The organism is Mycobacterium liflandii, from assembly GCF_022354805.1.
Taxonomy (GTDB): Bacteria; Actinomycetota; Actinomycetes; order Mycobacteriales; family Mycobacteriaceae; genus Mycobacterium; species Mycobacterium marinum.
Map to the genome: position 1 here is coordinate 1,607,184 of NZ_CP023138.1, position 24,190 is coordinate 1,631,373.

The 24,190-nt window shown below is 62.5% G+C and carries 19 protein-coding genes and 6 pseudogenes; 12 read left to right on the forward strand and 13 right to left on the reverse strand.

All coding sequences use genetic code 11. The features are described 5' to 3' along the window. Positions 1 to 315: 315 nt before the first annotated feature. Positions 316 to 1,529, reverse strand: a pseudogene (locus CKW46_RS07305) (sodium-dependent bicarbonate transport family permease). 703 nt (positions 1,530 to 2,232) lie between these two features. Between CKW46_RS07305 and CKW46_RS07310 the strand changes: the two are divergent. From CKW46_RS07310 to CKW46_RS07320, 3 genes are all read left to right on the forward strand, one after another. Continuing rightward, complete coding sequence (locus tag CKW46_RS07310) at positions 2,233 to 2,736, forward strand: MarR family winged helix-turn-helix transcriptional regulator (protein ID WP_499019246.1); 504 nt, start codon at positions 2,233 to 2,235, stop codon at positions 2,734 to 2,736. Positions 2,737 to 3,104: 368 nt separating this feature from the next. After that, positions 3,105 to 3,269, forward strand: coding sequence for a hypothetical protein (locus CKW46_RS07315; protein ID WP_015354597.1), 165 nt, complete (start codon positions 3,105 to 3,107; stop codon positions 3,267 to 3,269). After that, a complete protein-coding gene (locus CKW46_RS07320; RefSeq protein WP_015354598.1) occupies positions 3,266 to 3,640 on the forward strand; it encodes a DUF488 domain-containing protein in 375 nt (124 codons plus the stop codon). Before CKW46_RS07315 ends, CKW46_RS07320 begins: the two co-directional genes overlap by 4 nt. A 547-nt stretch (positions 3,641 to 4,187) precedes the next feature. On the opposite strand, the gene CKW46_RS07325 is transcribed toward CKW46_RS07320, so the two are convergent. Continuing rightward, positions 4,188 to 4,907: a helix-turn-helix transcriptional regulator gene (locus CKW46_RS07325; protein ID WP_015354599.1), complete on the reverse strand. Its 720-nt coding sequence runs from the start codon at positions 4,905 to 4,907 to the stop codon at positions 4,188 to 4,190. 94 nt (positions 4,908 to 5,001) lie between these two features. Between CKW46_RS07325 and CKW46_RS07330 the strand changes: the two genes are divergently transcribed. After that, positions 5,002 to 5,766 carry a DUF2249 domain-containing protein gene (locus tag CKW46_RS07330; RefSeq protein WP_015354600.1) on the forward strand — a complete coding sequence of 255 codons (765 nt, stop codon included), beginning with the start codon at positions 5,002 to 5,004 and terminating at the stop codon, positions 5,764 to 5,766. A 215-nt stretch (positions 5,767 to 5,981) separates the two neighbouring features. On the opposite strand, the gene CKW46_RS07335 is transcribed toward CKW46_RS07330, so the two are convergent. The 3 genes from CKW46_RS07335 to CKW46_RS07345 form a co-directional block, all read right to left on the reverse strand. Continuing rightward, positions 5,982 to 6,173 carry a ferredoxin gene (locus tag CKW46_RS07335; RefSeq protein WP_015354601.1) on the reverse strand — a complete coding sequence of 64 codons (192 nt, stop codon included), beginning with the start codon at positions 6,171 to 6,173 and terminating at the stop codon, positions 5,982 to 5,984. A gap of 61 nt (positions 6,174 to 6,234) precedes the next feature. Next, the gene (locus CKW46_RS07340; protein WP_117438046.1) at positions 6,235 to 6,708 is read right to left on the reverse strand and encodes a hemerythrin domain-containing protein; all 474 of its coding nucleotides are present in this window, start codon (positions 6,706 to 6,708) and stop codon (positions 6,235 to 6,237) included. Between the two features lie 38 nt (positions 6,709 to 6,746). After that, a complete protein-coding gene (locus CKW46_RS07345) occupies positions 6,747 to 7,193 on the reverse strand; it encodes an OsmC family peroxiredoxin (RefSeq protein ID WP_015354603.1) in 447 nt (148 codons plus the stop codon). A gap of 1,075 nt (positions 7,194 to 8,268) precedes the next feature. Between CKW46_RS07345 and CKW46_RS07350 the strand changes: the two genes are divergently transcribed. After that, complete coding sequence (locus CKW46_RS07350; RefSeq protein ID WP_083866405.1) at positions 8,269 to 8,601, forward strand: hypothetical protein; 333 nt, start codon at positions 8,269 to 8,271, stop codon at positions 8,599 to 8,601. A 126-nt stretch (positions 8,602 to 8,727) separates the two neighbouring features. Here the strand turns inward: CKW46_RS07350 and CKW46_RS07355 are convergent, their stop codons facing one another. The 3 genes from CKW46_RS07355 to CKW46_RS07365 are packed head-to-tail and all read right to left on the reverse strand — an operon-like array spanning position 8,728 to position 12,484. Further along, complete coding sequence (locus tag CKW46_RS07355; RefSeq protein WP_015354604.1) at positions 8,728 to 9,534, reverse strand: slipin family protein; 807 nt, start codon at positions 9,532 to 9,534, stop codon at positions 8,728 to 8,730. Beyond that, positions 9,531 to 10,157: a hypothetical protein gene (locus tag CKW46_RS07360; protein ID WP_117438039.1), complete on the reverse strand. Its 627-nt coding sequence runs from the start codon at positions 10,155 to 10,157 to the stop codon at positions 9,531 to 9,533. Before CKW46_RS07360 ends, CKW46_RS07355 begins: the two co-directional genes overlap by 4 nt. 2 nt (positions 10,158 to 10,159) lie before the next feature. Further along, entirely contained in the window at positions 10,160 to 12,484 is a 2,325-nt protein-coding gene (locus CKW46_RS07365; protein WP_482053016.1) for a nitric-oxide reductase large subunit, read from the reverse strand. A 259-nt stretch (positions 12,485 to 12,743) separates the two neighbouring features. On the opposite strand from CKW46_RS07365, the pseudogene CKW46_RS07370 reads away from it, so the two are divergent. Further along, a pseudogene (locus CKW46_RS07370) lies at positions 12,744 to 15,355 on the forward strand ((Fe-S)-binding protein); the annotation flags it as partial. A gap of 285 nt (positions 15,356 to 15,640) precedes the next feature. Next, positions 15,641 to 15,890 (forward strand): annotated as a pseudogene (locus CKW46_RS07375) (aminotransferase); the annotation flags it as partial. Between the two features lie 98 nt (positions 15,891 to 15,988). Here CKW46_RS07375 and CKW46_RS07380 read toward each other — a convergent pair. After that, on the reverse strand, positions 15,989 to 16,825 hold the full coding sequence (locus tag CKW46_RS07380) for an alpha/beta fold hydrolase (RefSeq protein ID WP_482053017.1): 837 nt from the start codon (positions 16,823 to 16,825) through the stop codon (positions 15,989 to 15,991). Between the two features lie 217 nt (positions 16,826 to 17,042). Further along, positions 17,043 to 18,083, reverse strand: a complete 1,041-nt coding sequence (locus CKW46_RS07385) for an Acg family FMN-binding oxidoreductase (RefSeq protein ID WP_482053018.1) — start codon at positions 18,081 to 18,083, stop codon at positions 17,043 to 17,045. A gap of 132 nt (positions 18,084 to 18,215) precedes the next feature. Here CKW46_RS07385 and CKW46_RS07390 point away from each other — a divergent pair, with 132 nt between their 5' ends. From CKW46_RS07390 to CKW46_RS07405, 4 genes and pseudogenes are all read left to right on the forward strand, one after another. Then, the gene (locus CKW46_RS07390) at positions 18,216 to 18,962 is read left to right on the forward strand and encodes a helix-turn-helix transcriptional regulator (protein WP_482053019.1); all 747 of its coding nucleotides are present in this window, start codon (positions 18,216 to 18,218) and stop codon (positions 18,960 to 18,962) included. Continuing rightward, entirely contained in the window at positions 18,955 to 19,392 is a 438-nt protein-coding gene (locus tag CKW46_RS07395; RefSeq protein WP_482053020.1) for a group III truncated hemoglobin, read from the forward strand. Before CKW46_RS07390 ends, CKW46_RS07395 begins: the two co-directional genes overlap by 8 nt. Before the next feature lie 28 nt (positions 19,393 to 19,420). Beyond that, positions 19,421 to 19,621 carry a hypothetical protein gene (locus tag CKW46_RS07400; RefSeq protein WP_482053021.1) on the forward strand — a complete coding sequence of 67 codons (201 nt, stop codon included), beginning with the start codon at positions 19,421 to 19,423 and terminating at the stop codon, positions 19,619 to 19,621. A 205-nt stretch (positions 19,622 to 19,826) separates the two neighbouring features. Then, positions 19,827 to 21,030: pseudogene (locus CKW46_RS07405) on the forward strand (ISAs1-like element IS2404/ISMul1 family transposase). Between the two features lie 19 nt (positions 21,031 to 21,049). Here CKW46_RS07405 and CKW46_RS07410 read toward each other — a convergent pair. Next, positions 21,050 to 21,922 (reverse strand): annotated as a pseudogene (locus CKW46_RS07410) (ISAs1 family transposase); the annotation flags it as partial. A gap of 163 nt (positions 21,923 to 22,085) precedes the next feature. Here CKW46_RS07410 and CKW46_RS07415 point away from each other — a divergent pair. Further along, a pseudogene (locus CKW46_RS07415) lies at positions 22,086 to 22,384 on the forward strand (ATP-binding protein); the annotation flags it as partial. Here the strand turns inward: CKW46_RS07415 and CKW46_RS07420 are convergent. Next, positions 22,362 to 22,616, reverse strand: a complete 255-nt coding sequence (locus CKW46_RS07420) for a hypothetical protein (protein WP_482053022.1) — start codon at positions 22,614 to 22,616, stop codon at positions 22,362 to 22,364. The pseudogene CKW46_RS07415 and the gene CKW46_RS07420 overlap by 23 nt on opposite strands. Positions 22,617 to 22,750: 134 nt before the next feature. Next, positions 22,751 to 23,854 carry a 3-keto-5-aminohexanoate cleavage protein gene (locus tag CKW46_RS07425; RefSeq protein WP_117435716.1) on the reverse strand — a complete coding sequence of 368 codons (1,104 nt, stop codon included), beginning with the start codon at positions 23,852 to 23,854 and terminating at the stop codon, positions 22,751 to 22,753. Positions 23,855 to 24,190: the final 336 nt, after the last annotated feature.

Genomic DNA, 24,190 nt, shown 5'->3' on the forward strand with positions numbered 1-24,190 from the left:
CTCGGGACCAGTGACGCTCATAAAGTCTGAGCGTAGTGGTGCGCTCGGCTCGTGTCTTTTTGTCCGGATAGAAAACGGTCAAGATCGGTCGGTCGACGTGTTGTAGGCAGCCTGGAACTTGGTTGACACCAAACCGATCCGGTGACGGAACGCATGCGCGACTGGCGGCATCTCCCTCGCAGCGGAGACAGCGCGGATGCCTCGTGAGGGTCTGTGGCGCAATCAGCCTGCCGGCGCCCGGCCCGGGCGGTAACCATCACGGTCATCACCTGTGTGGGGTGCACGTCCGCGAGAGCATCCCGAGCCGTGCCAGGGTCAACCGAGCACGCGAGCGATCTCGATGTACAGGGGGATCCCGATGGTGACGTTGTAGGAAAACGTCAAACCCAATGAGGCCGGCAGGGGCAACGTCGGGCTGGCCTCGGGGATGGCCATGCGCTGGACTGCGGGGACGGCGATGTAGGAGGCGGCGCCGCACAGTACCGCGAACAGGACGTAGGTGTCGGGCTCGAATTTTATGTGGGTGACGTGAGCGTACAGGTGGGCGATGACGATTCCCAGGGTCGCAAAGAGGTTCGGTGCGAACAGGCCGAAGAAGATGAAACCAGGGCCCGCCGATTTCAGGTCCTTGAGCTTGCGTGCTGCCGTCATCCCCATCTCGAGCAGGAACAGGCACAGCGCGCCTTGGAACGCCGACACGAAGAAGGTGTCGTCGTCGTGAGTAACCTTCTGGCCCTGCAGGCCACTAATCAGGCCGACGACGATGGCGCCGACAAGCAAGCAGAGCCCCGGATTGAGCCAAACCTCCTTCAGCACGACGAGTTTGGAAGTGCGCTGCTCAAGGTTATCGGTAGGTGAGGTGTCGCGCTCGGGATGCTCGAAGCGTTCCGGCAGCCTCTGGAAAGAGTGCACGTTGCTGGGTCCGTCCCGGGACTGCAGACTCTGGCCCCGGACGGGACGGGCGGTCGTTCCAGGCCCGGTTTTCACGATACCTGGTGAGGTATAGCCGGTTTCGCCGGGCATGAGGCCCGCAGCATCCATCCCGTGGTGGCGCAGCCGTGCTACGAGGTATAACGCGACCAGGCAGCCCGGAATCTCCATGACGGCCAGCATGACCGGCATATACGCGTTGAAAGCGATGCCGACAGTGGTCAGGACTGCCACGCAGGTGGCGAAAGTTCCTGCCGAGTCTGACCCGTAATAGCCGGCGACCGTTGCCTTGTCGATTCGCGGCATGGCGGTCAGAGGGATTAAAAGGGCGTAAGCAAAGATGCCGATGATGAAATTCAAGACGAACCCCAGGATCATGAAGCTAACGATATTGGCGATGCTCGAAGGCTCAATCGCTGCGAGCTCTTCACCTCCGTGCCAGCCGATGGCTAGCAGCAGGTACATGGTCAGGCCCTGGTAGATGACGGGGGGAACTCGAATCGGACCTTCAGGAGCGAGATGAAGAGTCCAAGGTAGAAAAACAGCAGCAGGGGCTTGAAAAGTTTGTGGCTGAGGGTATTCCAGAAATCCAGCAGCATCGGGTTCTCCCGTTATTGGTATGGCGGAGAGGGGCTGCTACGCGCCAATAGAGTTGCTGCCCAACGGATTGCCGGCCCAGATATGCTCTGCGTGTGTCGCGCTCACCGTGCAGCCGGTGCTGTGCTCTGGGTGGTCAGCCGCGCAGGCGGGGTAAGCAACCCGGAATCAGCGTGGTTCAGATGGCTTGACCTGGCATAGCGTGCCGACTTCGGTTAGGCGCAGACCGCGGAGCTTGTCATGGTCGCAGCTGATCGAAGGTCGGCTTCTGGTTGTCGCCGTGTCCGGTGGCATGCGGGTGTTCACCCGGCCCAGGAGCATTGCGCGCGGAACCTGCATCCGAGAAGCACGGGCACCCGCAACCTGTCGTGCCACCTCGCCATCGCCGCCTCGCCAACCTAGGTTTGGGAATCAACCACGCTTCACTCTGCACTAATGTCTTGCGTAGTGCAATACTTGTCTAAAGCAATCTTATGTGAGTTGTGGCACGACGATCCCAGGCTGTGGATCGTCCTTTCGGATGTGTCAGTGCGAGTGAATCGGTGCGCTGGTCTTTTTGATTGATACGGGCATCCCAGTCCGATCGAGCCGGGGTGATCCGGCGTCGGGAGCGCAGCGCCGGTGGATTGTTCTTTGGCATGGCGGTGCGGCCACGGTTCCAGACGAGCGCCAGGGTTGTGGTGTACAACTTGTCATATGCAACACATGCGGGCGGCACACACCAACGTGGCTAGCACCAACCAGGGTATGGCGAGTCGAAACGAGTTGCGGGCCTTCGAAGTTGCCACTCGCGATCTGGCAGGTCTGGCGCTGCGTAGTATCGATCATGTGGGTGACGACATATCGCTGCCTCAATTCCGGCTACTGTTGGTTCTCTACGAACAGGGGCCGTGCTCATCCAATGAAGCTGCGCGCGCGATGGGCCTAGTCGCGTCCTCAGTTACCCGGCTAGCCGATCGCCTAACCGCATCGGGATATCTGATTCGCGGCACCGACCCCACCAATCGCTGCGTCGTTACCCTAAATCTCACTGATCCCGGTAAAGCCCTGGTAAAGAAGGTCATTCGTCGTCGGCGTCGTGAACTCGCCAAACTGCTGTCTCTGCTCGCCCCCGATGTCAGAGCCGCATGCGCTTATGGTCTGCAGGAACTGCACACGAAGATCGGCGACAAATACACCGTCGGAAGGCATGGGCTAATGCCGCTGTGACAGCAGGCCGGATTGTGTTGCCACCGAGGCGGCACCCACTATCCGGCAACCAAGGGACGTATTCGGTGTGGGGTAACAGCGGCGTGTGCGAAACGATGCGCCTGCCGGACGGCCCCAAACCTGGCTGTTGACCAAACGAACGAATCGACGGGCGCAGGCCGATCAGAGTGGCCAACAATAAGGCTGCGACTGCAGCGTGAGAAACCCGCCTTTGTTGTCACCGAGAATTCCCACATCTTCCCGACGCGACGCGTTGGCGGTGCTCTAGGACATTTACAACGCCCAGGACACCGACGGAATCGAGGACATCAACACCGTTGAGGTGGCAGTCACGATCTTGGAGCTGACTACGGCGCCGAGTATCCACGATGCTCTCCAAGATCGTCGACGCCCTTGACGTGCTGGCCGAGGTCTTCCGCTATTCCGCTGGCCGCTGGATGCACTGGTCTCGCCACCTGCTCCAGTCGAATCGTCAGCTCCCGCGGGACGGCGGAGATACAATCGCCGACGAGATCGAGTGGGGTGATTCATGAGCGGGCGAGTCTCCTATCGCAGGGTTTATGACGAGGTTTCAACGTCTGACGGTGCCCGCGTATTGGTTGACCGTGTCTGGCCACGTGGCATCGGAAAAGAAGCGCTCGATCTCACCGAGTGGTTGCGCGACATCGCGCCGTCGACCGAGCTGCGTCAGTGGTATTCACATGACTCGGAAAAATTCGCCGAGTTCCGATGCCGGTATCTGGAGGAGTTGAAATCGCCGGACCGGCGAACCGCTGTCGAACATCTAAGAGAAATCGCCCATCAGGGGGACGTGGTACTGCTAACGGCTACCCGCGACGTTGATCGCAGTCAGGCTGCGGTTCTCGCACAATGGCTCGGCGAAGCATCCAGCCGCGGTCGCTAACCTACCTCGCCATGCGTAATCGTGACACCGCCTCGATGATGCCGTGGCTGCACGCTCGGCGCAGATCACCACGTTCGACAGGTGCCGTACCGACCAACCTACGCGATCGTCAGTTCGACGAATCCGCTTTGAGCTGCGGACAAACCGGACATCTGGGTGCCATCTGCGCCCGGGCCCACGGGTCGCTAATCGCCCTCGCGCGACACGATGTTCGAACTGTCCCGCAACGTCGGAAGCGTCCAGATGCATCTGCGCGTGCACGATCAGGCAGTCGCGGTCGACGCGCGGTCGGTCCCCGGTTCGATCATCAGCTGCCCGAACATGCCATTCGCGCTGCGCCGCGACGAATGTATTGTCGAGGCACGCCGGCGATGGGCTGCCGCGAACCCGTTTTGGTGCCATCGCGCTCAGGGTGGCGGGCACCGCGGTCAGGCGGGTGTTGTTGATCGACGCGAGGAGACCGCACAACAGCAACGCCGGTCAAGTCCAACCAACAGCGCGCAGCCGCCGGACGCCAACCGCAGCGCTCGGGGCGGGGGCTTTTCAGTTAGTCATGCTGCAGCACAACAGGATCGGGCAGCAACAGCCGACAGGCACCGGGTTCGGCGAACGGAATGAGATCGAGTCCCCGTGCGCTGGGGGCACCGAGCCGCTCCAGCATTCCGTCGATGATGCCCAGATGGACCTGGCAGACGACGGTGGGGTAGCGGCGGGCCGCATCCAGCAGCGGACAGCGACGCAGCGCGACGCCCGCGATACTTCTGCGGGTACCGGGGATGTCGTCTTCCTCGCCCGGTGCGAAGCCGAGCCGTGCTAGTTCCTCGAGCACAGACTGTCGCACATCGCGGCCGGGTCGGCTGCCCTCATCGATGAGTTCGCGGCCCCACTCGATGCCGGCGTCGCGCGCATCGCGCTCGGGGTGAGCGCTGGTGCGAGCCAGATGACCGGCTAGTGCGGTCGCCAGACCCGCATAATCGCGCACCACGACGGTGGGGTCGGCGGCCGACACGCGATACATCGTGGCCGGACGTCCGCGCCGGACTGCGGTTGCGGTAGAGCGCTCGACGAGCCCGAGCCGGGCAATCGCGTCGAGGTGTTCGCGAACGGTGTTGGGGTGCAGGTCGAGCGCGGCGGCCGCGTCGGCGATCCGGAGGGGGGAGTGCGCCCGCACGTACTCGAGCACCCGCAGCCGCTGCCCGGACAGCGCCACTGGGACATCGACCAGCGGCGCCGGTTCGGGACCCAGGACGGCCAAGTCTTTTTTCACGGAATTTAGTGTAGTAAATTATCGGGTGATACACGAACAGCAACGAGCCGCATTTGCCCAGCGGAGCTTTCGGATTCACCGGAGAGGGAACCATATGCCAGCCAACGATCTGATCGTCGCGTCCACACCTGCGGACGCCGAGGCGGTCGAAGCCATCATGACCCACCACGCGCAGCTCGCCGGGCAACTTGCGATGCTGAGCGATGGAATGCTGTCGGCTATCGAGCGCGGTGCGGACTTCGAGCCGCTGCGCGCCGCCGCCCTGGTCTTCCTGACCGGCGAGCTGCTACCGCATGCAGCGGCCGAAGAGCAGCGCCTATACCCGGCCGCCACCCGCACCGCGCACGCCCGGCCCCTGGTCGAATCGATGATCGCGGCGCACCGCATCATCGGCTCCCTCGTCGACAGCATCCGCACGGAACCGCCGGTGCGCGCGGCCGGATCCGGTCGAGCTCTGCGGGTGCTGTTCGACGCACACCTCGACGATGAGAACCAGCGGATACTGCCGGTCGTAGCTGCTGACTCCGAGGTCTCCCTCGTCGAGGTGACCTCCGGCATGCACGAACTTCTAGGCCATGCCCACGCCACCAATGGCGCCGAGCCGCACGCGTGCGGGTGCGGTGAATCCGATACCGACGATCCCGTGCTCGACGTGCGCGAGGTGCCGCACTCGATCCGGCACGCCACCGTGTTCGGCGCGTTCGACGCCGTTCCGGACGGCGGCACACTGGTACTGGTGGCCCATCATGACCCGATTCCTTTGCTGCACCAACTCAATCAACGCGTTGAGGGCCGACTCGAGGTCAGCTACGAGCAGCGCGGACCTGAGGTGTGGCGGCTGCGCCTGACCAAGCGATAAGAGGCCGCGGCGGGAACCGCCGGATCGGCCACCACGATGGCCGCATAGTCGATGCCTTTTATCAATGCGGGCCTGCGCTACATCTTTGATCGCTCAGCGGTGTGCCCAGATCGGTGGTGGGACAGGAGCAAGAGGTCGCCACTGTCATCAAGCGGCCCGGCCCGACATCGGTTGCGAGACGGGCGACTTGACAATTCAGCATCAGCTGAAGGCTCCTAGTCTTCGCGGGATAAGGCCGCGCGAGGGCATGCTTCGATGGCCTGTTCGACAAGCGTCTCCTGCTCGACGGGGACGGGGTCGGTCATGACTACGGCGTACTCGTCGTGGTCGAGTTGGAACACCCTCGGGGCGATGTTGACGCAGAAGGCGTTGCCCTCACAGCGATCACGGTCTACCACGGCGCGCATGAGAATTCTCCTTTAGTCCGGCCTGGGGTGTGGGACGGCATGGAGACGCACCCCTCGCGCGTCACTCAACTGCGTGTTGGCATACCCATCCGTCGGGGGTGCGTCCGGTGCCGATGAACCGGCTCAGTTCCGTGCTCGCTTGCAGTGGCAGTGCGGTGTCGGCGTTCGGATAGATGACCGGCTCCTCTTTCGAGTTGTGGTCAAGGAGTTGATCCAATAGCTCAGTGCAGATGTCCCGCAGGCGCGAGCTGTCGTTTCCGTCAGCGAGCAGGCCCGCCACTGTATCCATGGTGCGCCACAGCTGGCCATGCTCTCGCATCATTACGAAGATCGGCATCACAATCCCGGCGTCTCGTAGCGGCGGGAACAGAATCACCTCCTCGAGGTAGATGTGCCGGCGCAGCGCTTCCAATGTGTTGGCCAGTAGCTCGTGTTGTACGCCGCCGCGATCGAGTTCGTCGATGAAAGTCTCTATTGCACTGTCGATTTCATGGTGCTCTCGATTCAGATCATCAGACAAGGTCACCCTGGACATCATGTGCTCCTTTGCGCCAACCCGTGGAACGCGGCAGATCAGCTCTTGTTGAGTTCGGCGTCCACGCTGATCCTGGCACCAGCGAACAACCGCGAAATCGGACATAAGGCAGCAGCCTGGCCCACCACTGCCGCGAACGCCTCATCGGCCAGGTCCGCGACCCGCGCCTTGACTTCCAACCGCGATGTGGTGATGGTCGGAACTAGGTCGACCGTATCCAGCGTCACCGTGGCTGTGACCTCGAGTCGCTGTGCAGGCGTGCCGTTCTCGTCCAATTTCAACGCCAACGCCATCGCGAAACACGACGAATGCGCCGCCGCCGCCAGCTCTTCGGGGCTGGTCTTGCCCCCGGGCTGCTGGGCCCGGGAAGCCCAGGTCAGCGGTAGGCCATCTAGAGCCCCACTGCTACCCCGCGACAGGTTGCCTTGGCCAGAGGGTAGCGGGCCTACCCACGTGGTCTGTGTAACCCGTTCCGCAATGCTCATGCTCCTCGTACCCCTTCCTGGGCCGCGTTAGGTTTGTACAGGTATGACTTGTGTAAACTCTAGACCGCGTCGCATGCATTGACCAGAGCGATCATTGGGAGCGAGCACGCAATCGAAAGCCGCCTTCCTCCGGTGACCTCAGTGATGGTCTAAAGCGTGAGCGAAGCGGCCGAAACTTGGCCAAGATAGTCGACCGTTGACGCACAACGCCTAATCGGCGCCCATCGGCCACGCCTGGCGAAAGTGGATCCACAGACACCGATGCTGTTTGGCGGCCACACCAAACAGCTTGCGACACCTTGGCCTCGCCGAGCAATCAGCGGAGGTACCTATCGTCGACTAGGCAGGCCTGTGGAACTTTAAAGCGAGCCCGACCTGCGGGACAGCGTCGCCGTGGCTAGCGACTAGGTGACCACAGTGGAGATCAGCGCCACCAAACGATATCTGGCACCTTACTGATCGACGGACCTATTCCCGGGGGTTCCGGCACGGGCCTGGTGAGATCGTCAGCCGCTATGGCCCGCTGGCGGTGACGGCGGCCGAATAAGTGTGTCACATGTGTCACGCGGGCAGCACCGCAAGTCGAGTTGCGGGAATGGCCGGGCAGCGTGGTCCCCATCGGCCCGCCTATCGCCGGCAGGGTGACGCGGTGGTGAACGCATCGTGTGTAAAGATGTCGACGTCGACATCGACCTTACCGCCAGCGTTAGACAGCCCTTGGGCGACCGTCGTCGCAACGGCAATTGTCGGCGATGGTGATGGCTGGATGCCGCTGCCGTCGACAAGCTGAATCGCGGCGCAGTAGCCTACCGAAAGTGCTGTCGCACAACAATTTTACTTCACTGTTGTTGCTGACCCCGGCGCGCTGCAGAGAGTACGCGGCGATCTCAACGTGCACTTCTCCCACGCCATGGCGGAGCCAGCGTTGCCGACCTGACCGTCCGGCGCGTGCCGTGGCTCCTGCGTACGCGCCGCTACGTCGATTTCGTATGGGGTGGTGATCACCTGAAACCCCCCATGCCAGGTAGGCTTTGGTTGTGCCGTCAGAGTCGACTGCGGACTCTTTGAGGCCGTCGTGCGGGATGCGGACCACAAGAGCTACAACAAGATTAGTGTTCAGAGCGTATGCCTTCATTCGAGCGGGCATCGGCGGGAAACCTCGTATTCGACACAACGACCGGTGGCACAGACACGATCAGTGCCCCCTCGGGGACCTGCGGCATCGACCGCTTCACGGCTGGCATCAACCCACCCGAAGGGCGTGATCCTCGTCGTCGGCGTCCGAAGGCAAGAGGCCGGCGCCCGAGGCCGATCAAGCACCGCCGCAACCAGAATGAAGCTGATTTTGTTCATCGATCACCGCGTCCGCGACGGGCCATCGGCGCCGACTTTCTGCAGGACCCGATGACGCTGTTGCTCGAACAGGCGTTATGCATTCTCCCTTGAGCACAAAGAGATTGGCGCCGTTGAGGGAGATGAGAGGCATGTCTGGGCGAACGTCGCCCGGGCCGCGACCCGTGCGCCGAGGTACCGGTCACACCGGTGATTCAGGACTAGCTTTATTGGGGATCGTCGGCGCGGTGATTCGCGAGTGCTGAAGGAATGGTGTGAGTATATCGACGGGCAGTGGGAACACCACGGTCGAGTTTTGATCGGCGCCCAACTCCAATAATGTTTGCAGATAGCGTAGTTGAAGAGAGGCTGGGTTCTTGGACAGCGTCTCGGCGGCTTGGCGTAGTTCGTCGGATGCTTGTAGTTCGCCGTGGGCGTTGATGACTTTGGCGCGGCGTTCGCGTTCGGCTTCGGCTTCCCGTGCCATCGCGCGCTGCATCGATTCGGGGATCTCGACGTCCTTGATTTCCACGATTCGGACCTCGATACCCCAGGGCTTCGTTTGGGATTCAATGATGGCCTGCAGGTCGCTGTTGAGGTCTTCGCGATGGGCGAGCAAGGTGTCCAGATCGGCGCGGCCCAGCAGCGAGCGCAGGGTGGTTTGTGCGATCTGTGAGGTGGCTACCGCGTAATTCTCCACCGCGAGAATCGCTTTGAGCGGATCGACAACCTTGAACATCACCACGGCGTTGACGCGAGCGGGGACGTTGTCACGGGTGATCACCTCTTGCGGTGGGATGGTCAACGTCACCACCCGCTGGTCCACCCGGATCATTTTATCCACCAGCGGAATCAAACATCGCAGGCCAGGCTGGTACAGCGGACGCGTATGGCCCATCCGGAACACCACGCCACGCTCGTACTCGCGCAGCACAGCCACCGAAAACAGTGCCAACACAACCAGCAGTACCGCTATCGTCACCCCAACGATAAGTAGCAGCGCGTTCACGGTGATGTGTCCTTCTGCGCTCGGCTTGCACCCCAGCGCGTCAAATAGCGGTCGATCGCGACGGCCATCTGATCTTGCGTACTGGTTCGGTGGGGTATGTGTTCAGGGGCGTTGGAAGGGGTGTTCCACAGATGACGGGCCAGCGGCAGCCCCACCACGAGCACGATAGCCACGGCGCCGACCAACACCAGCAAGTCGGCACAGGAATGCGCACTGATCAGCATCACCACGGGCATCACCACCCCCAGGGCGGCGACGCAGCAGGCGATACCACGGTGAAAACGGCCGGCTTCGGAGTGTGGCCAGGGGTCGATCTGCCAGCTGATCTCGCGCCCCTGATCGGAGGTCGTGCAGGTTGATTTGACTGGGCAGCTATTGCAGACGCTGGGTTTCGCGCGATAGCGCATGACCCGATGTTTCGGGTCGAAAGAAGTCGGCCACAGCCAATGGTCCTGGGGACACTCCCACGCATCATGATCGGCGTGGTAGCGGAATTGGCCGCTGCGCCACCGCGCCGCGCGTTCCGACACGCGCTGCGCCATCATGTCGACACTCCAGGCGGTGGCAACCAGGGCCAGTGCGTACCCGGCAACCAGCCATGCCGCGGCGGTAGGGGGTGTCACGGTTATCCCTGCCGCGATTCCGTGGTTGTGGGGCCGAGTTCGGTGTAGAGCGGGTGCTCGGGCAGTTCGTCACTGCCCGGTGCGCGGCGGACGTTGCGTATCGCTGTCCACCCGATCCAGACGAATGGCAGCACACCGCCGAGGATAAAGACCACATCACCGGGTAATCGCAGCCATTCGATCAGTGAGTTCCCGGGGCGGGTGATGTAGCCCAGCGAACGCGCCTCGAAATAGCCGGTGCTGACTGAGTGGTACAACTGCAAAACCCCGAGGGGGAGCAGCGTGGCGAATACCATCCATGCCAGCCCGACGTTCGCGCACCAAAAGGACAGCCGCGCCCACTTTTCTGGCCACTTCTCGGCGGGGATGGCGTAGCGGAAGGCAAACATCGCCAGACCAATGGCAAGCATGCCGTAGACACCCATCATCGCTCCGTGGGCATGATTGGCCGTGAGCGCGGTGCCGATTTGGTAGTAGGACACAATTGGCAAGTTGATCAAAAACCCAAAGATGCCTGCCCCCAGGAAGTTCCAGAATCCGACGGCCACGAGAAACATGACGGCCCAGCGGTGCGGAAACGGGGTGTCGTGGCTTTGCTGGCGAGAGCCCAGCTGAAGGAATGCCCATGCCTCGACGGTCAGGAAGGTCAGTGGGATGACTTCGGCGGCCGAGAAGAACGCGCCCAGCGCCATATGTTCCACCGGGGTGCCGGAGAAGTACAGGTGATGCATCGTGCCGATGACGCCGCCGGCAGAGTACAAGATGATGTCGAGGAATATCACTCCGAGCGCGATGCGTTCGCGCACCACCCCGAGCAGAACGAAGATGTAAGCCACCATCACGGTGGTAAACAGTTCCAAAAAATCTTCCACCCACAGATGGACCACCCAAAAGCGCCAGAAATCGGCGACCGAGTAGTGAGTGTCGTGGTTAGCCAACAGACCCACGGCGTAAAACGCTGGGATCGCCAGTCCGGTAAAGAAAAACAACCACGGCAGGTTCATCTTCGATTCGTACTTGAGGCGTCCCCGAATACCGCGCCAGATGATCGCAATCCACAGAAACAGACCAACCGTCAACAGGATCTGCCACAACTGCGGCAGGTCGAGATATTCCCACTGCTGGGAGAACAAACCCCCCTCGGGGATCACGCCGTAAATCGAAAGCGCCTCGCAAATCAGGGAGCCACCCACCACCACGACGAGCGCGCCGAGCAGACCGTAAACCAGCCAACTCTGCCGCCGTGGTTCCCGGCGACTGATGAAGGGCACCAAAAAAATCCCACCCGCCAAAAACGCCGCCGCAGTCCAAAAGAGCGACAGCTGCACATGCCAAGTGCGAGCAAGGTTGTAGGGCAATACCCGGGCCAGATCCAGCCCGTAAAACGCCGACAGGTCAGCGCGGTAGTGCTCAACAGCGCCACCCATCAGGGTTTGCGCCAAAAACAGCACCGACACCACCGCGAAAATCCAGATTGCGGCGCGTTGCGACCCGGTCAGGCCTACCTCGCCCGGCTGGCGAAAAGACAGCGTGGGCGCTTCGGCGCTGTGCCACCCGATCTTTTGGCTCCACCGTCCGTAAACAGCGAACATGATCCCAGTCCCGCCTAGTAGCAGGACCAGTGACAACACCGACCACACCACGATGGGGGCAGTCGGACCGTTATCAACTCGCGGCTCAGCCGGCCAGTTGTTGGTGTAGCTGTAGCTGTGACCGGGCCGCTCAGCTGCCGCTGCCCAAGCCGTCCATGCGAAGAATGCGGTCAGGTCATGGATGTCGGCGTTGCTGGTGATCAGGTGTGGCAACAGCCCGTACTTCGTGGATTTCTCGCCGAAGTAATCCGCATAATGCCGCTGGATATGGTCAAACGCGGCCGCCTGCTTGCGTGTGAAGACCAATACCGTGGTGTTGGGGTCGTAGCGGTTGCTACGAAATTCGGCCACCACCCGTTCTTTTGGATCAGGCACCCCCTCCTGGCGCCACTGCGCCGCGACATCCTCGGCCGCCATACGCAGATACTCGGCGGTGTAATCCGGCCCGAGGTAAGCGCCATGCCCGAGCACTGATCCGTATTGCATCAGTCCGCGTGCCTGATAGACCTCTTGGCCGCGGGTGATCTGGGCGCCGGTGAACAGCGTCTCGCCGGATTCACCAACTACCGCGACCGGCAACGGCATCGATGCGGTGTAGGTGCGGTACACGAGGATGCCCATCACCAAAAACCCAAAGATCATCACTAAGGCCACCCCCTGAGCCCAGCCTCGACCGACCAGCGGTGTGGACGTCGCCCGCTTTGCGGGACGTGGTAGTGCTACTCGAATTGCCATGTGCCGGTGTGCTCCTCGGGCTGAAAGATCACCAGTTATAGTGTCCGAGTAATTACACAATGGCAGTTGTAGAAACTCACTATGAGTTACCTCACGCTTGCACCATGCTTCGGCAACGGTGTATAGCCGACTTGAAAGCCGCGACTTCAGGTCCCGGTGCCGGATATCGGCTGCCAGGTCAACCGCGCAGGCGCGTAACGATCACGTCGCGGCGTAGCGGCCGCGGGCGTGGGCAAGCAATGTATTGGGGAGACTTTCTGTGACAACGCAGATGTTCATCAGACTGGTCGTGGGCTTGGGCATGACGCTGGTCGTGGCCGCTCTCGCCGCACGGCGTGTTCTGTGGTTGTTCAAACTGATCACGTCCGGGCGGCCGGCGCCGGGGCACACCGACGATCCCGGCCAGCGAGTCTGGGCTGAGGTCTCCGAGGTGTTCGGGCAGCGCCGCCTGCTCAAATGGTCGATCCCCGGCCTGGCGCACTTCTTCACCATGTGGGGCTTCTTCATCCTGCTGACGGTCTACATCGAGGCGTACGGCCTGCTGTTCCAGGACAACTTCCACATCCCGTTCATCGGCCGCTGGGACGCGCTGGGTTTCCTGCAGGACTTCTTCGCGACCGCCGTCTTCCTCGGCATCACCACGTTCGCCATCATCCGTGTGACGCGCAGCCCGAGGGAGATCGGGCGCTCGTCGCGGTTCTACGGCTCGCACACCGGCGGCGCCTGGCTGGTGCTGTTCATGATCTTCAACGTCATCTTGACCTATGTGTTCGTCCGCGGGGCCGCGGTCAACAACGGCACGCTGCCCTACGGCAACGGGGCTTTCCTGTCGCAACTGTTCGGCGTCATCCTGCGACCGCTGGGCCAGCCCGCCAACGAGATCATCGAAACGACGGCGCTGCTGCTGCACATCGCGGTCATGCTGGCGTTCCTGATCATCGTGCTGCACTCCAAGCACATGCACATCTTCACCGCGCCGATCAACGTCATCTTCAAGCGACTGCCGAACGGGCTCGGCCCGCTGCTGCCGCTGGAATACGACGGCAAGCCGATCGACTTCGAAAACCCGCCGGACGACGCCGAATTCGGCCGCGGCAAGATCGAGGACTTCAGCTGGAAAGCCATGCTGGACTTCGCCACCTGTACCGAGTGTGGGCGCTGCCAGTCGCAGTGCCCGGCGTGGAACACGGGCAAGCCGCTGTCGCCCAAGCTCGTCATCATGGACCTGCGCGACCACTGGATGGCCAAGGCGCCCTACATCCTGGGTGACAAGGAGACCCCCTCGAGAACACGCCGGAAGGCGGCATCGGCGAGGACCTGTCCGGCGAGAAGCACGCCGAGGAGCACCACGTGCCCGAGTCGGGCTTCGGCCGCGTCGTCGGGTCCGGGCCGGAGCAGGCCACCCGCCCGCTGGTCGGAACCGAGGAGCAGGGCGGCGTCATCGACCCCGACGTGCTGTGGTCCTGCGTCTCCTGTGGCGCCTGCGTCGAGCAGTGCCCGGTGGACATCGAGCACATCGACCACATCATCGACATGCGGCGCTACCAGGTGATGATGGAGTCCGAGTTCCCCTCGGAACTGTCGGTGCTGTTCAAGAACCTGGAGACCAAGGGCAACCCGTGGGGCCAGAACGCCTCCGACCGGACCTCCTGGATCGACGAGGTCGACTTCGACGTCCCGGTCTACGGCGAGGACGTCGACAGCTTCGACGGCTACGAGTACCTGTTCTGGGTCGGCTGCGCCGGCGCCAACGACGACAAGGCCAAGAAGACCACCAAGGCCGTCGCCGAGCTGCTGGCCATTGCCGGCGTCAAGTACCTCGTGCTGGGCACGGGCGAGAGCTGCAACGGTGACTCGGCACGCCGGTCCGGAAACGAGTTCCTGTTCCAACAACTGGCCGCCCAGGCCGTCGAAACCCTGGACGGCGTCTTCGAAGGCGTGGAGACCGTCGACCGCAAGATCGTCGTCACCTGCCCGCACTGCTTCAACACGATCGGCAAGGAATACCGCCAGCTGGGCGCCAACTACAGCGTGCTGCACCACACCCAGCTACTCAACCGGCTGGTGCGCGACAAGAAGCTGGTTCCGGTAACGCCCGTCTCGCAAGACATCACGTATCACGACCCCTGCTACCTGGGCCGGCACAACAAGGTCTACGAGGCACCGCGCGAGCTGATCGGCTTCGCCGGCGCGAATCTCACCGAAATGCCGCGCCACGCCGAGCGCAGCTTCTGCTGCGGGGCCGGCGGTGCCCGCATGTGGATGGAAGAGCACATCGGCAAGCGCATCAACCACGAACGCGTCGACGAAGCGCTGGCCACCGGCGCCGCCACCATCGCCACCGCGTGTCCGTTCTGCCGCGTGATGGTCACCGACGGCGTCAACGACCGACAGGAAGAGGCCGGCCGCAGCGGCGTCAAGGTGCTCGACGTCGCCCAGATCCTGCTCGCTTCCCTCGAGTACGACAAGGCGACGCTGCCCGAAAAAGGTACGGCGGCAAAGGAAGCCGAGAAGCGGGCGGCGAAGGCCGAGGCGGCGGCCGAAGAGAAGATTCGAGCCAAGACCGAGGTTCCGCAGTCTCAGGCATCGGATCAAGGCCTCGGCACCGCCGGAGGTGCCACGCGACCGGGTGCCAAGAAAGCGGCACCCACCCAGGAGGAAGCCAAAGCCGAGGCCCTCGCGGCTTCCGCCACGCTCGCGAAAGGGCTCGGGATCGCTGCCGGCGCCAAGCGGCCCGGCCCGAAGAAAGCGGCGGCCGAGGCTGCACCGAAGGCCGAACCAGCCCCAGAAGCCCTGGCCGAGGCCAAGGGTCCGGCTGCGCCGGTAAAAGGCCTGGGTATAGCCGCGGGCGCCAAGCGGCCGGGTGCCAAGAAAGCGGCACCGGCTCAGGCTCCGGCAACTGAAACCCCCGCGCTGTTGGCGCCCGCCGAGCAGCAACCGGAGACGAATACGGAACCGGAGTCGAACCTGGAGCCGGCGCCGGCAAAGGAAAGCGGCGGTGACGGCGCGGCCTCGGCACCGCCAGTCAAGGGGCTCGGCATCGCGCGCGGTGCGCGTCCACCGGGCAAGCGCTGACCTAACGATTTGGACGCTGTCAGCAAATTTCAGTGGACAGCGGTGACGCCATGGGCGGCGTGACCAACTCACCAGCAGTCCCTGCACGCCTCCGCCCAACATCGGCAGCGTGCCTTCGCGCAGTCGTCCAAGCTTGAGGACGTCCCCTACGAGATCCGCGTAGCCGGATACATATACACACCGCCAGGGTGGAAGCCGAGGAGCCCCGCATCCTCAAGCTCACCATCGGCAACCCGCCGCCGGTCGGCTTCGAGGCCGCCCGACTTCGTTTTCCACCAGAGGATTCGGGCCCGGACCGCGTGCTCAGGGGTATTCGGACTCAGAGGACGTCCGGTCGACATCATCACCCCGTTTCTGCAACACCCAGAAGTACTGCACGGCATCGCCCGTTCAGTCGACGTGGCCGCTTAGCGCAGGCAGACCGGCCTGTCAGGACGGGTCAGCGGTTGGCGCCCGATCCGCAACGGTTGCGATCTGATCGATCATGTAGGGCCACAGCGGCTCTGGTAGGTCATGACCCATTCCCGGCAGCAGAACGAGCTCCGCGTCAGGGATTGCAGTAGCTATCGCGCGTCCCCCGTCGGGGCGGATCAGCCGATCTCGCTGACCGTGCAGGACGACCGTCGGGATGTGCAACCGCACCAGATCGGCTCGGTGGTCGGCGCCGGCCATCATCGCGGCAATTTGGCGTGCCCGCGCGGCCGGATCGAATACTCCTCGGGCATAACATAATTCGCCGAGCTGGCGTAGCCGACTTTCGTCGCGACGATAGCCGGGCGAGCCGATGACACGGTGCTGGCGCACCAACAACTCGCCGGCCTCGGCAGGCCCGCGCGGTGGCTTTCGGGCCAGCACGCCGGGCGCGGCCCACGACAGGCGCAACATCGTCCTCACGCTTAAGCGGCCGATGTCCGGGGATGGCGTCGTGCTGATGCAGGTCAGCGATCGGACGCGGGCGGGGTAGCCGATGGCAACCCTCTGGGCGATCATGGCGCCCATCGAGTGCCCCACGAGGTGAGCCGAGACCCAGCCCAGCGCATCGAGAACCGCGACCACGTCCTTGGCCATGTCCTCAAGGCTGTAGGGGGCGGTCGCCGGATCGCGTCGCGCGGCCCGTCGCGACGGCGCGCTGAAACCGTCCAGATGACTGGACCAACCCGAATCCCGGTTGTCGAACCGTGCGACGTGGAATCCCTTCACTACCAGAGCGGTGCAGAAATCGTCGGGCCAGAAGTGCTTGTCGGCCCCAAGACCGGTGATCAGCAACAGCGGATCCCCGGCACCACCGGTGTGTTCATAACAGAGGCGGATACCGTTGTGATGGGTGGTCAGTTCCCGCATCAGCCGACACCGTGACAGTCGACCTGCCAGTGCGTGATGACGTTGAGCCACCCCAACCGTAGCCATCCGGGTGCGGAAACCGTTGCCAGACTTAGTATATGGCCGGCAACCGTGATGAACATGACGTCGATCGTCAGCCTGGCTAGGCGAGCGTCGATGCCGTGATGCTCACCGCCGCATCCACATCCGACCTGCGGATTGGGGATATACACGATGTGGAACGTGTCCGCAGCACGTCGGACAGAGCACGGCGCGGCGTGGGCGGTGGTGGCGCGTCTAGTGACGGTACAACACCGACCCGGATCAGGATTTGAGGCAGATCAGTGTGGTCCGTGATTGCTGCGAGCAGTTCACGGCTGACCGACAGTTCCGTCAAATGAGACACCGGGCAGGTGGCCAGGCCGGTCATCGTGCATTCCAATAGCACGGTCGACAGCGCCTCGCCAGTTGCCAACGCCTTGGAAGGACCGTCGCCATCGGTGGACAGCATCAGGATCGTCGAGCAGTCCCGCGTAACTCCGGTACGCCTTTCCGGGTTGCGGGTGAGGGGAAAGTGGCGATTGACGCCCACCCGCTCCGACTCGGCGGCCGACACCAAAGAGCTGTACGGGATACCTTCCGACATTTCGAATGGCGCTGTCCACCAATGGAGTTCAGAATGATAGGCGGAGTCGTATAGACGCAGCGATTCAGTGAGTTCGGCCGCTTCAGCCAGCCGCGGACGCGTATTCTTGGATAACACGTCCAAACACACCGCGTCGGTGCCGATCCTAGCGCGTAGGACGGGCTCAAAAGATTCCCAGTCTATCGGTGCCAGGAACGGGAGCCGATCGGTGCGACGTTTCAAGATGGCGTCGGCGCGGCGACGCTGAAGATCCGTCACCGCGTCGGCGGGGGAGAGTTCGACCCGCGCGAGGTGCGCAGGATTGTGTTGATCGGGGAATCGGTCGACATAGGTGATCCAGCCCATGGCCACCAGCGCCACCCGAAGATGATCGAGTGCCCCACCACAGCTGATGTAGGCCTCCCGCATCGATCGATCCGTGCACACGACACGGCCCGGATCAAGGAACAGGTCCACGAGATCGCTGCCGGCCACCCACTGCCACGGTTGGGTGTTGTGAAGCGACGGAGCACGGCAGGCCAGCCGCACGGCGTTGTCAATAACCTTGGTTTCCACCATGGCGAACCTCCGGCTTCTGTGCTGCCCCAACGTCGTTCGACATGGCGACACCTCGGCGCAGCGAGTGCTATTATTAATGAATAATATCCTTTAAATAGATGGGAAGGCAACACCGGACGAGAGGCATGTGGGGTGGGCAGGCGAAACGACGACAAGAACGAACGACCCCACCGTGAGGGTCGCAACCGACAACGCCAACGCGTTCTGGAATTGGTGCGCGAGTATGACGACCCGATCGACGCGGGCGAGTTGGCCGCGCACCTGGGATTGCACACGACGACGGTGCGCTTTCACCTTGATGCGCTGTGCGGCGAGGGAGTCATCGAGCGCAGCCGGATCACGCGGGCCGGTGTTGGCCGCCCCCGCACCGGCTACCGTACGGTGCGGGAGCGGCTGGACTATCGAATTCTGGCCGAGATATTGGCACTGGAGCTCGGTGATACCGCCGAGAAGCGGCGACGCCGTGCTCAAGCCGCCGGCCGGCGCTGGGCTCAGCGGATCGCAGGCGAGGTTCCGCGCGAAAATGCTGCGGGGCACCTTGTTCCTGGCGGCATTGGACCGAGAGGGGCAGTTGAAGACCAATCGGCAATGATCGCGAGGGTGTTCGACCGGATGGGATTCGGTCCCGAGCCGATCATGGCCGATAAGCCGACCGCTGGTAACCAGCACACCATTCGCCTGCATAGCTGCCCGGTGCGGGATCTGGCCCGTCATCACCCAGAGGTGGCGTGCGCTTTGCACCTGGGGCTGTTGCAGGGCTTGGCCGCGGAGCCCGCGGGGAAAGGGAGTCCAGCTGTTTCGGTGCCGTGGATACAGGCCGAGCTGGAGCCGTTCGTCGAATCCGAGTTGTGCCTTGCCAAGGTGACTACGCGTGGCTGAGTTGCGTGCCCCGGGCGGCCAAGCGATTGCAGATCTGGCAGCGCGCACGGACATTGAGGCACTGTTGCGCCGGTTCTACGGCCGGGTGATGGTCCACGATGTCCTCGCCGAGCCCTTCGCGGAGTTGCGGTCGACAGGCCTGGATTCACATATCCCGGTGATGGCTGACTTCTGGGAGACGGTGTTGTTTCGCACCGGACTTTACCGTGGCAGCGCCTTGCACGCTCACCGGCGGGTTCATCAACGAATGCCGTTGAGTGGCCGTCACTTTGTCTGCTGGCTGACCGTCTGGAACAACACCGTCGATGAGATGTTCCACGGACCCATCGCAGAACGCGCGAAGATCCAGGGTGCCCGGATCGCTTGGGCCATGCACCGACGCTTGACCGGCACTGACACGCCAGAACTCGACGCCCTGGTCGCTCGCTAGACCGAACGAACGTGACCTCGCGCGGGTGATGGCGGTGATCCTGCGCTACAACAACTCGATGTCCTCGGTCGACCTGCTGCCGACAACCGGACCGCTCGCGGGAATACCGCTGATCGACCTGGGACAGGTGGTCCGGTGGCCCAGTCAGGCACCGACGTTCCCGTTGATGAAACCCGACACCCCGCCGCAATCGCAGACTTGTGCCCTCGTTCAGACTGCGCCGACTTGAGCGCAGCGATCCGCGCCGTTCTCGCGAAAGTAATCGAGCCCGAGTTGCGGCACCCCATCACCCAGGGCTCCGGCGTTGTTGATTAGCAGGCTTGTGAGCTGGGTTGATGATCTTTGGTGCCGCGCTATTGGGGCCGGAGTGTAGGCACGGGCTATCTGGAGAACGATCGAGTTGGTTACTGTTCGTCGTTGGTCTGGAGTTGCCCGTGCCTACCGTTTCAGTATTGCCTGTGTCGTCGGTTCCAGAGGTGTTCGACCGCTGGAGTCCTGGTGAGCGCAGCGAGCTCATCGGATCGGAGTTTCTCGGTGTGTTGGTCTCGGTGCCAGACCCGAGGGACCCACGCGGTCGGAGGTATTCGCTGATGGCTTTGTTGGCGATCGCGGTTCTGGCCACTGCCGCGGGGATGCGCGGCTATGCTGGTTTTGCCACATGGGCGGCCACCGCTCCCGATGATGTGTTGGCCTAATTAGGGGTCCGGTTCCGGCGGCCCAGTGAGAAGACCTTCCGCGCTGTTTTGTCTCGGCTAGACCCCGCCGACCTCAACGCCAGGATGGGCAGTTACTTCACTGCACACGTGGCCAGCAGCGACCCCAGTGGATTGGTGCCGATCGCGTTGGACGGCAAGATGCTGCGTGGTGCCTTTACGCGCCAAAGCGACAGCCACGCATCTCGTGTCGGTGTTCGCCCACCGTGCCCGATTGGTGCTCGGTCAACTCGCTGTCGCCGAGAAAAGCAATGAAATTCCCTGCGTACGTGCCCTGCTCACGCTGCTGCCGGGTAGCTTGCGGTGGCTGGTCACCGTGGATGCGATGCATACCCAGGTCGTCACCGCGAAGTTGATCTGCGCCACCTTGAAGTCGCACTACCTGATGATCGTCAAGTCCAACCAAGCCAAAATACTTGCGCGTATCACCGCGCTGCCCTGGGCCGAGGTGCCCGCAGCCGCTACCGACGACTCCCGCGGCCACGGCCGTGTCGAGACCCGCACCCTGCAAATCATCACCGCTGCACGAGGAATCGGCTTCCCCTACGCAAAACAAATCATCCGGATCACTCGTGAACGTTTGATCACCGCCACCGACCAGCGCAGCGTGGAGGTGGTCTATGCCATCTGCAGCCTGCCGTTCGAGCACGTCCGCCCTACCGCGATCATGACCTGGATGCGTCAACACTGGGGAATCGAGAACAGCCTGCACTGGATACGCGACGTCACCTTCGACGAAGACCGTCAAAGGGCACATACCGGAAACGGCGCACAGGTCCTAGCAACGCTACGCAACACCGCGATCAATCTGCACCGCCTCAACGGCGCCGACAACATCGCCGAAGCCTGCCGGATCACCGCTTTGACCGCCAACCGCCGCCTAGACCTCCTCAATCCACAATTCCCCAGCTCACAAGCCTGCTAATCAACAACGCCGGAGCCCTGGTGGCGGTGATCAAGCGTTCACGAGTGATCCGGATGATTTGTTTTGCGTAGGGGAAGCCGATTCCTCGTGCAGCGGTGATGATTTGCAGGGTGCGGGTCTCGACACGGCCGTGGCCGCGGGAGTCGTCGGTAGCGGCTGCGGGCACCTCGGCCCAGGGCAGCGCGGTGATACGCGCAAGTATTTTGGCTTGGTTGGACTTGACGATCATCAGGTAGTGCGACTTCAAGGTGGCGCAGATCAACTTCGCGGTGACGACCTGGGTATGCATCGCATCCACGGTGACCAGCCACCGCAAGCTACCCGGCAGCAGCGTGAGCAGGGCACGTACGCAGGGAATTTCATTGCTTTTCTCGGCGACAGCGAGTTGACCGAGCACCAATCGGGCACGGTGGGCGAACACCGACACGAGATGCGTGGCTGTCGCTTTGGCGCGTAAAGCACCACGCAGCATCTTGCCGTCCAACGCGATCGGCACCAATCCACTGGGGCCGCTGCTGGCCACGTGTGCAGTGAAGTAACTGCCCATCCTGGCGTTGAGGTCGGCGGGGTCTAGCCGAGACAAAACATCGCGGAAGGTCTTCTCACTGGGCCGCCGGAACCGGACCCCTAATTAGGCCAACACATCATCGGGAGCGGTGGCCGCCCATGTGGCAAAACCAGCATAGCCGCGCATCCCCGCGGCAGTGGCCAGAACCGCGATCGCCAACAAAGCCATCAGCGAATACCTCCGACCGCGTGGGTCCCTCGGGTCTGGCACCGAGACCAACACATCGAGAAACTCCGATCCGATGAGCTCGCTACGCTCACCAGGACTCCAGCGGTCGAACACCTCTGGAACCGACGACACAGGCAATACTGAAACGGTAGGCACGGGCAACTCCAGACCAACGACGAACAGTAACCAACTCGATCGTTCTCCAGATAGCCCGTGCCTACACTCCGGCCCCAATAGCGCGGCACCAAAGATCATCAACCCAGCTCACAAGCCTGCTAATCAACAACGCCGGAGCCCTGATGGCAACCGGCCGGAAGCCGAGTCGGAGAACATTCGCAGATACGAACTCATCATCGACGAAGTTAGGTACCTCCCGTTCGATCAGGACGCCACCAACCTGTTCTTCCAGCGATCACCTCCAGCTTTGAGCTCGGCTCTATCAAAGTCACCTCGAATCGGGCGTTCGGGCGCTGGGGAGAAACCCCCTCTGACGATGTCGCAGCCGCCGCGATGATCGACAGACTGGTCCACCACGCCGAAGTCCCCACCCTGACAGGAGATAACCACCGGAGCCGATCGCGCTGCGATCTTCTTGCTAAACACCGCATGAGCGAATAACACCCACCGCCAGCAGCCGATAGTTACGCCATGTAGCGTAGAGATCCTCGTCGCCGAATAAGCGGACCTTCACAAGCTGCTCGCCAAGCACCGTGGCTTTCAGTAACCGGTGCACGCCATCCAAGATAACAACCCTGCCCGCCGCATCGACGCGAGCATGCAACGGAAAGCTCAAATCGCCGGCCAAAGTCCGCGCCCACGGGTCGCGATACTGCCCCAGGTCCTCGAGCACACCCGTGGTTCGGATTATTTGGTATTTGCGGGGTTATTCTTCGCGCACACCTATGCTGCGATGTGACTGTGCGGGAACGAAAGTGGTTGTGTTGCGTAGCAATTCGGGTCAGACGACCCGATTATCACAAGTTCTCACAGTTCGACGCGGATGGCTCGTTCCGGGCAGCTGGCGGCATCCTCGAGCGCCTTCTCCAGCAGGCTCGTATCGACACGGGGCTTGATGACGACGCAGTAGCCTTCGGAATCGGGTTGGTACACCTCTGGCGCCTGCGCGTAGCACACCCCCCAACCCAGACAGCGGTTACGGTTGACGACCACTCTTACCAACTCGCTGTCGTCGACCTCGGCCGAAGCGAAGCGCGCGCGCATATCCGCCTGTGTGGCCGGGTTGAGTCCTCGTTTGGTGATCAGATCGACTGCGCGATCCACCATTTGGGAGTTTGTAGGAGTCCGAAACGCCAACGGGCAGTCCCCGATTCCGACCCGAATGCCCAGTCCACGGTTTAGGGCATGCTCCCAGAGCTCTTGACACCGCTCGGCGGAGTTCATCGCATACGGTACGACGACGATTTCGTGGTCGATCCACTTAGGGATGCGTGAGACCAGGAAATCGATGACGTCGGGGTCCGGGTCGTTATACGACACCCAACGATCGGAAAAGAACAGCTTGATGTTGAGGGGTTGCCGCAAGATCCCGATGCGGGCGGCCAAGATGACCCACCGTAGGTCCACGGCGTTGAACACTGCGATGCTGGGCACCAGGCCCAGCTTGGTGAAGCCATCAAGCTCGGGCGGGTACGGCGGATGAGAGTTGTTTGGCTCGCGAGCGCCGGAATCGACCGTATGGAATTGGTTTTCGTCTTCGAGCCACAGGACGCGCTTGACGTGCTGAGCCGGCTCGAACGGAGCAAGCAACAACCCTGTGCCGACCGGCGGGCGCTCGGCTAGCGCCCAGATGTGGTCGAGGGTTCCGGCGTAGGCGGGGTAGCCTAGCGCGTCGACCTCGCGGGCTGCGGTACCCAAGATGGTGCGCGAGACGTCGTCGTTGGCCCAGGCTTGCCGACCATCGTCGTAGCGTGCATGGTAGTGGACCACGGTTGCCCCGTGTTGAGTGCACTCCACCACATCGCGTGCCGTCTCTTCGGCGCCGTAGGGCACGTTCAGGTTTTCGTCCTTGGCGGCCTCACCGTTCACTCCGATTTCGAGGTAAACCTTGCCGGCATCGCAAAAACTCATCGGGTTGATGCCCCTTCTTGGGCGTCCCATGATCGGCCTCCGGCCCAAAGCAATCGGCCGACGGCCAGGCGCGGCGTGCTGGCTATCGCGGCATACAGCGGACCTAGTTCAACCGCGGGCAACCCCGTGTCCTCGCCCCTACCTCTGACACTTGCCTTTACCCGGGGACACCAGCCGGCCTCGCCGCGTGGAGTTCGTGCCCCATTCCTGCTCATCGACTCCCACACTAGGAGGGCACCGACGTTTTTACAAGTGGCCTAGTGAAAAGGTCATACCGTATGTCGTACGGTATGACGGATAAGACGGCCCTCATTAAGCCCGGGTCGCGGTGGTGTG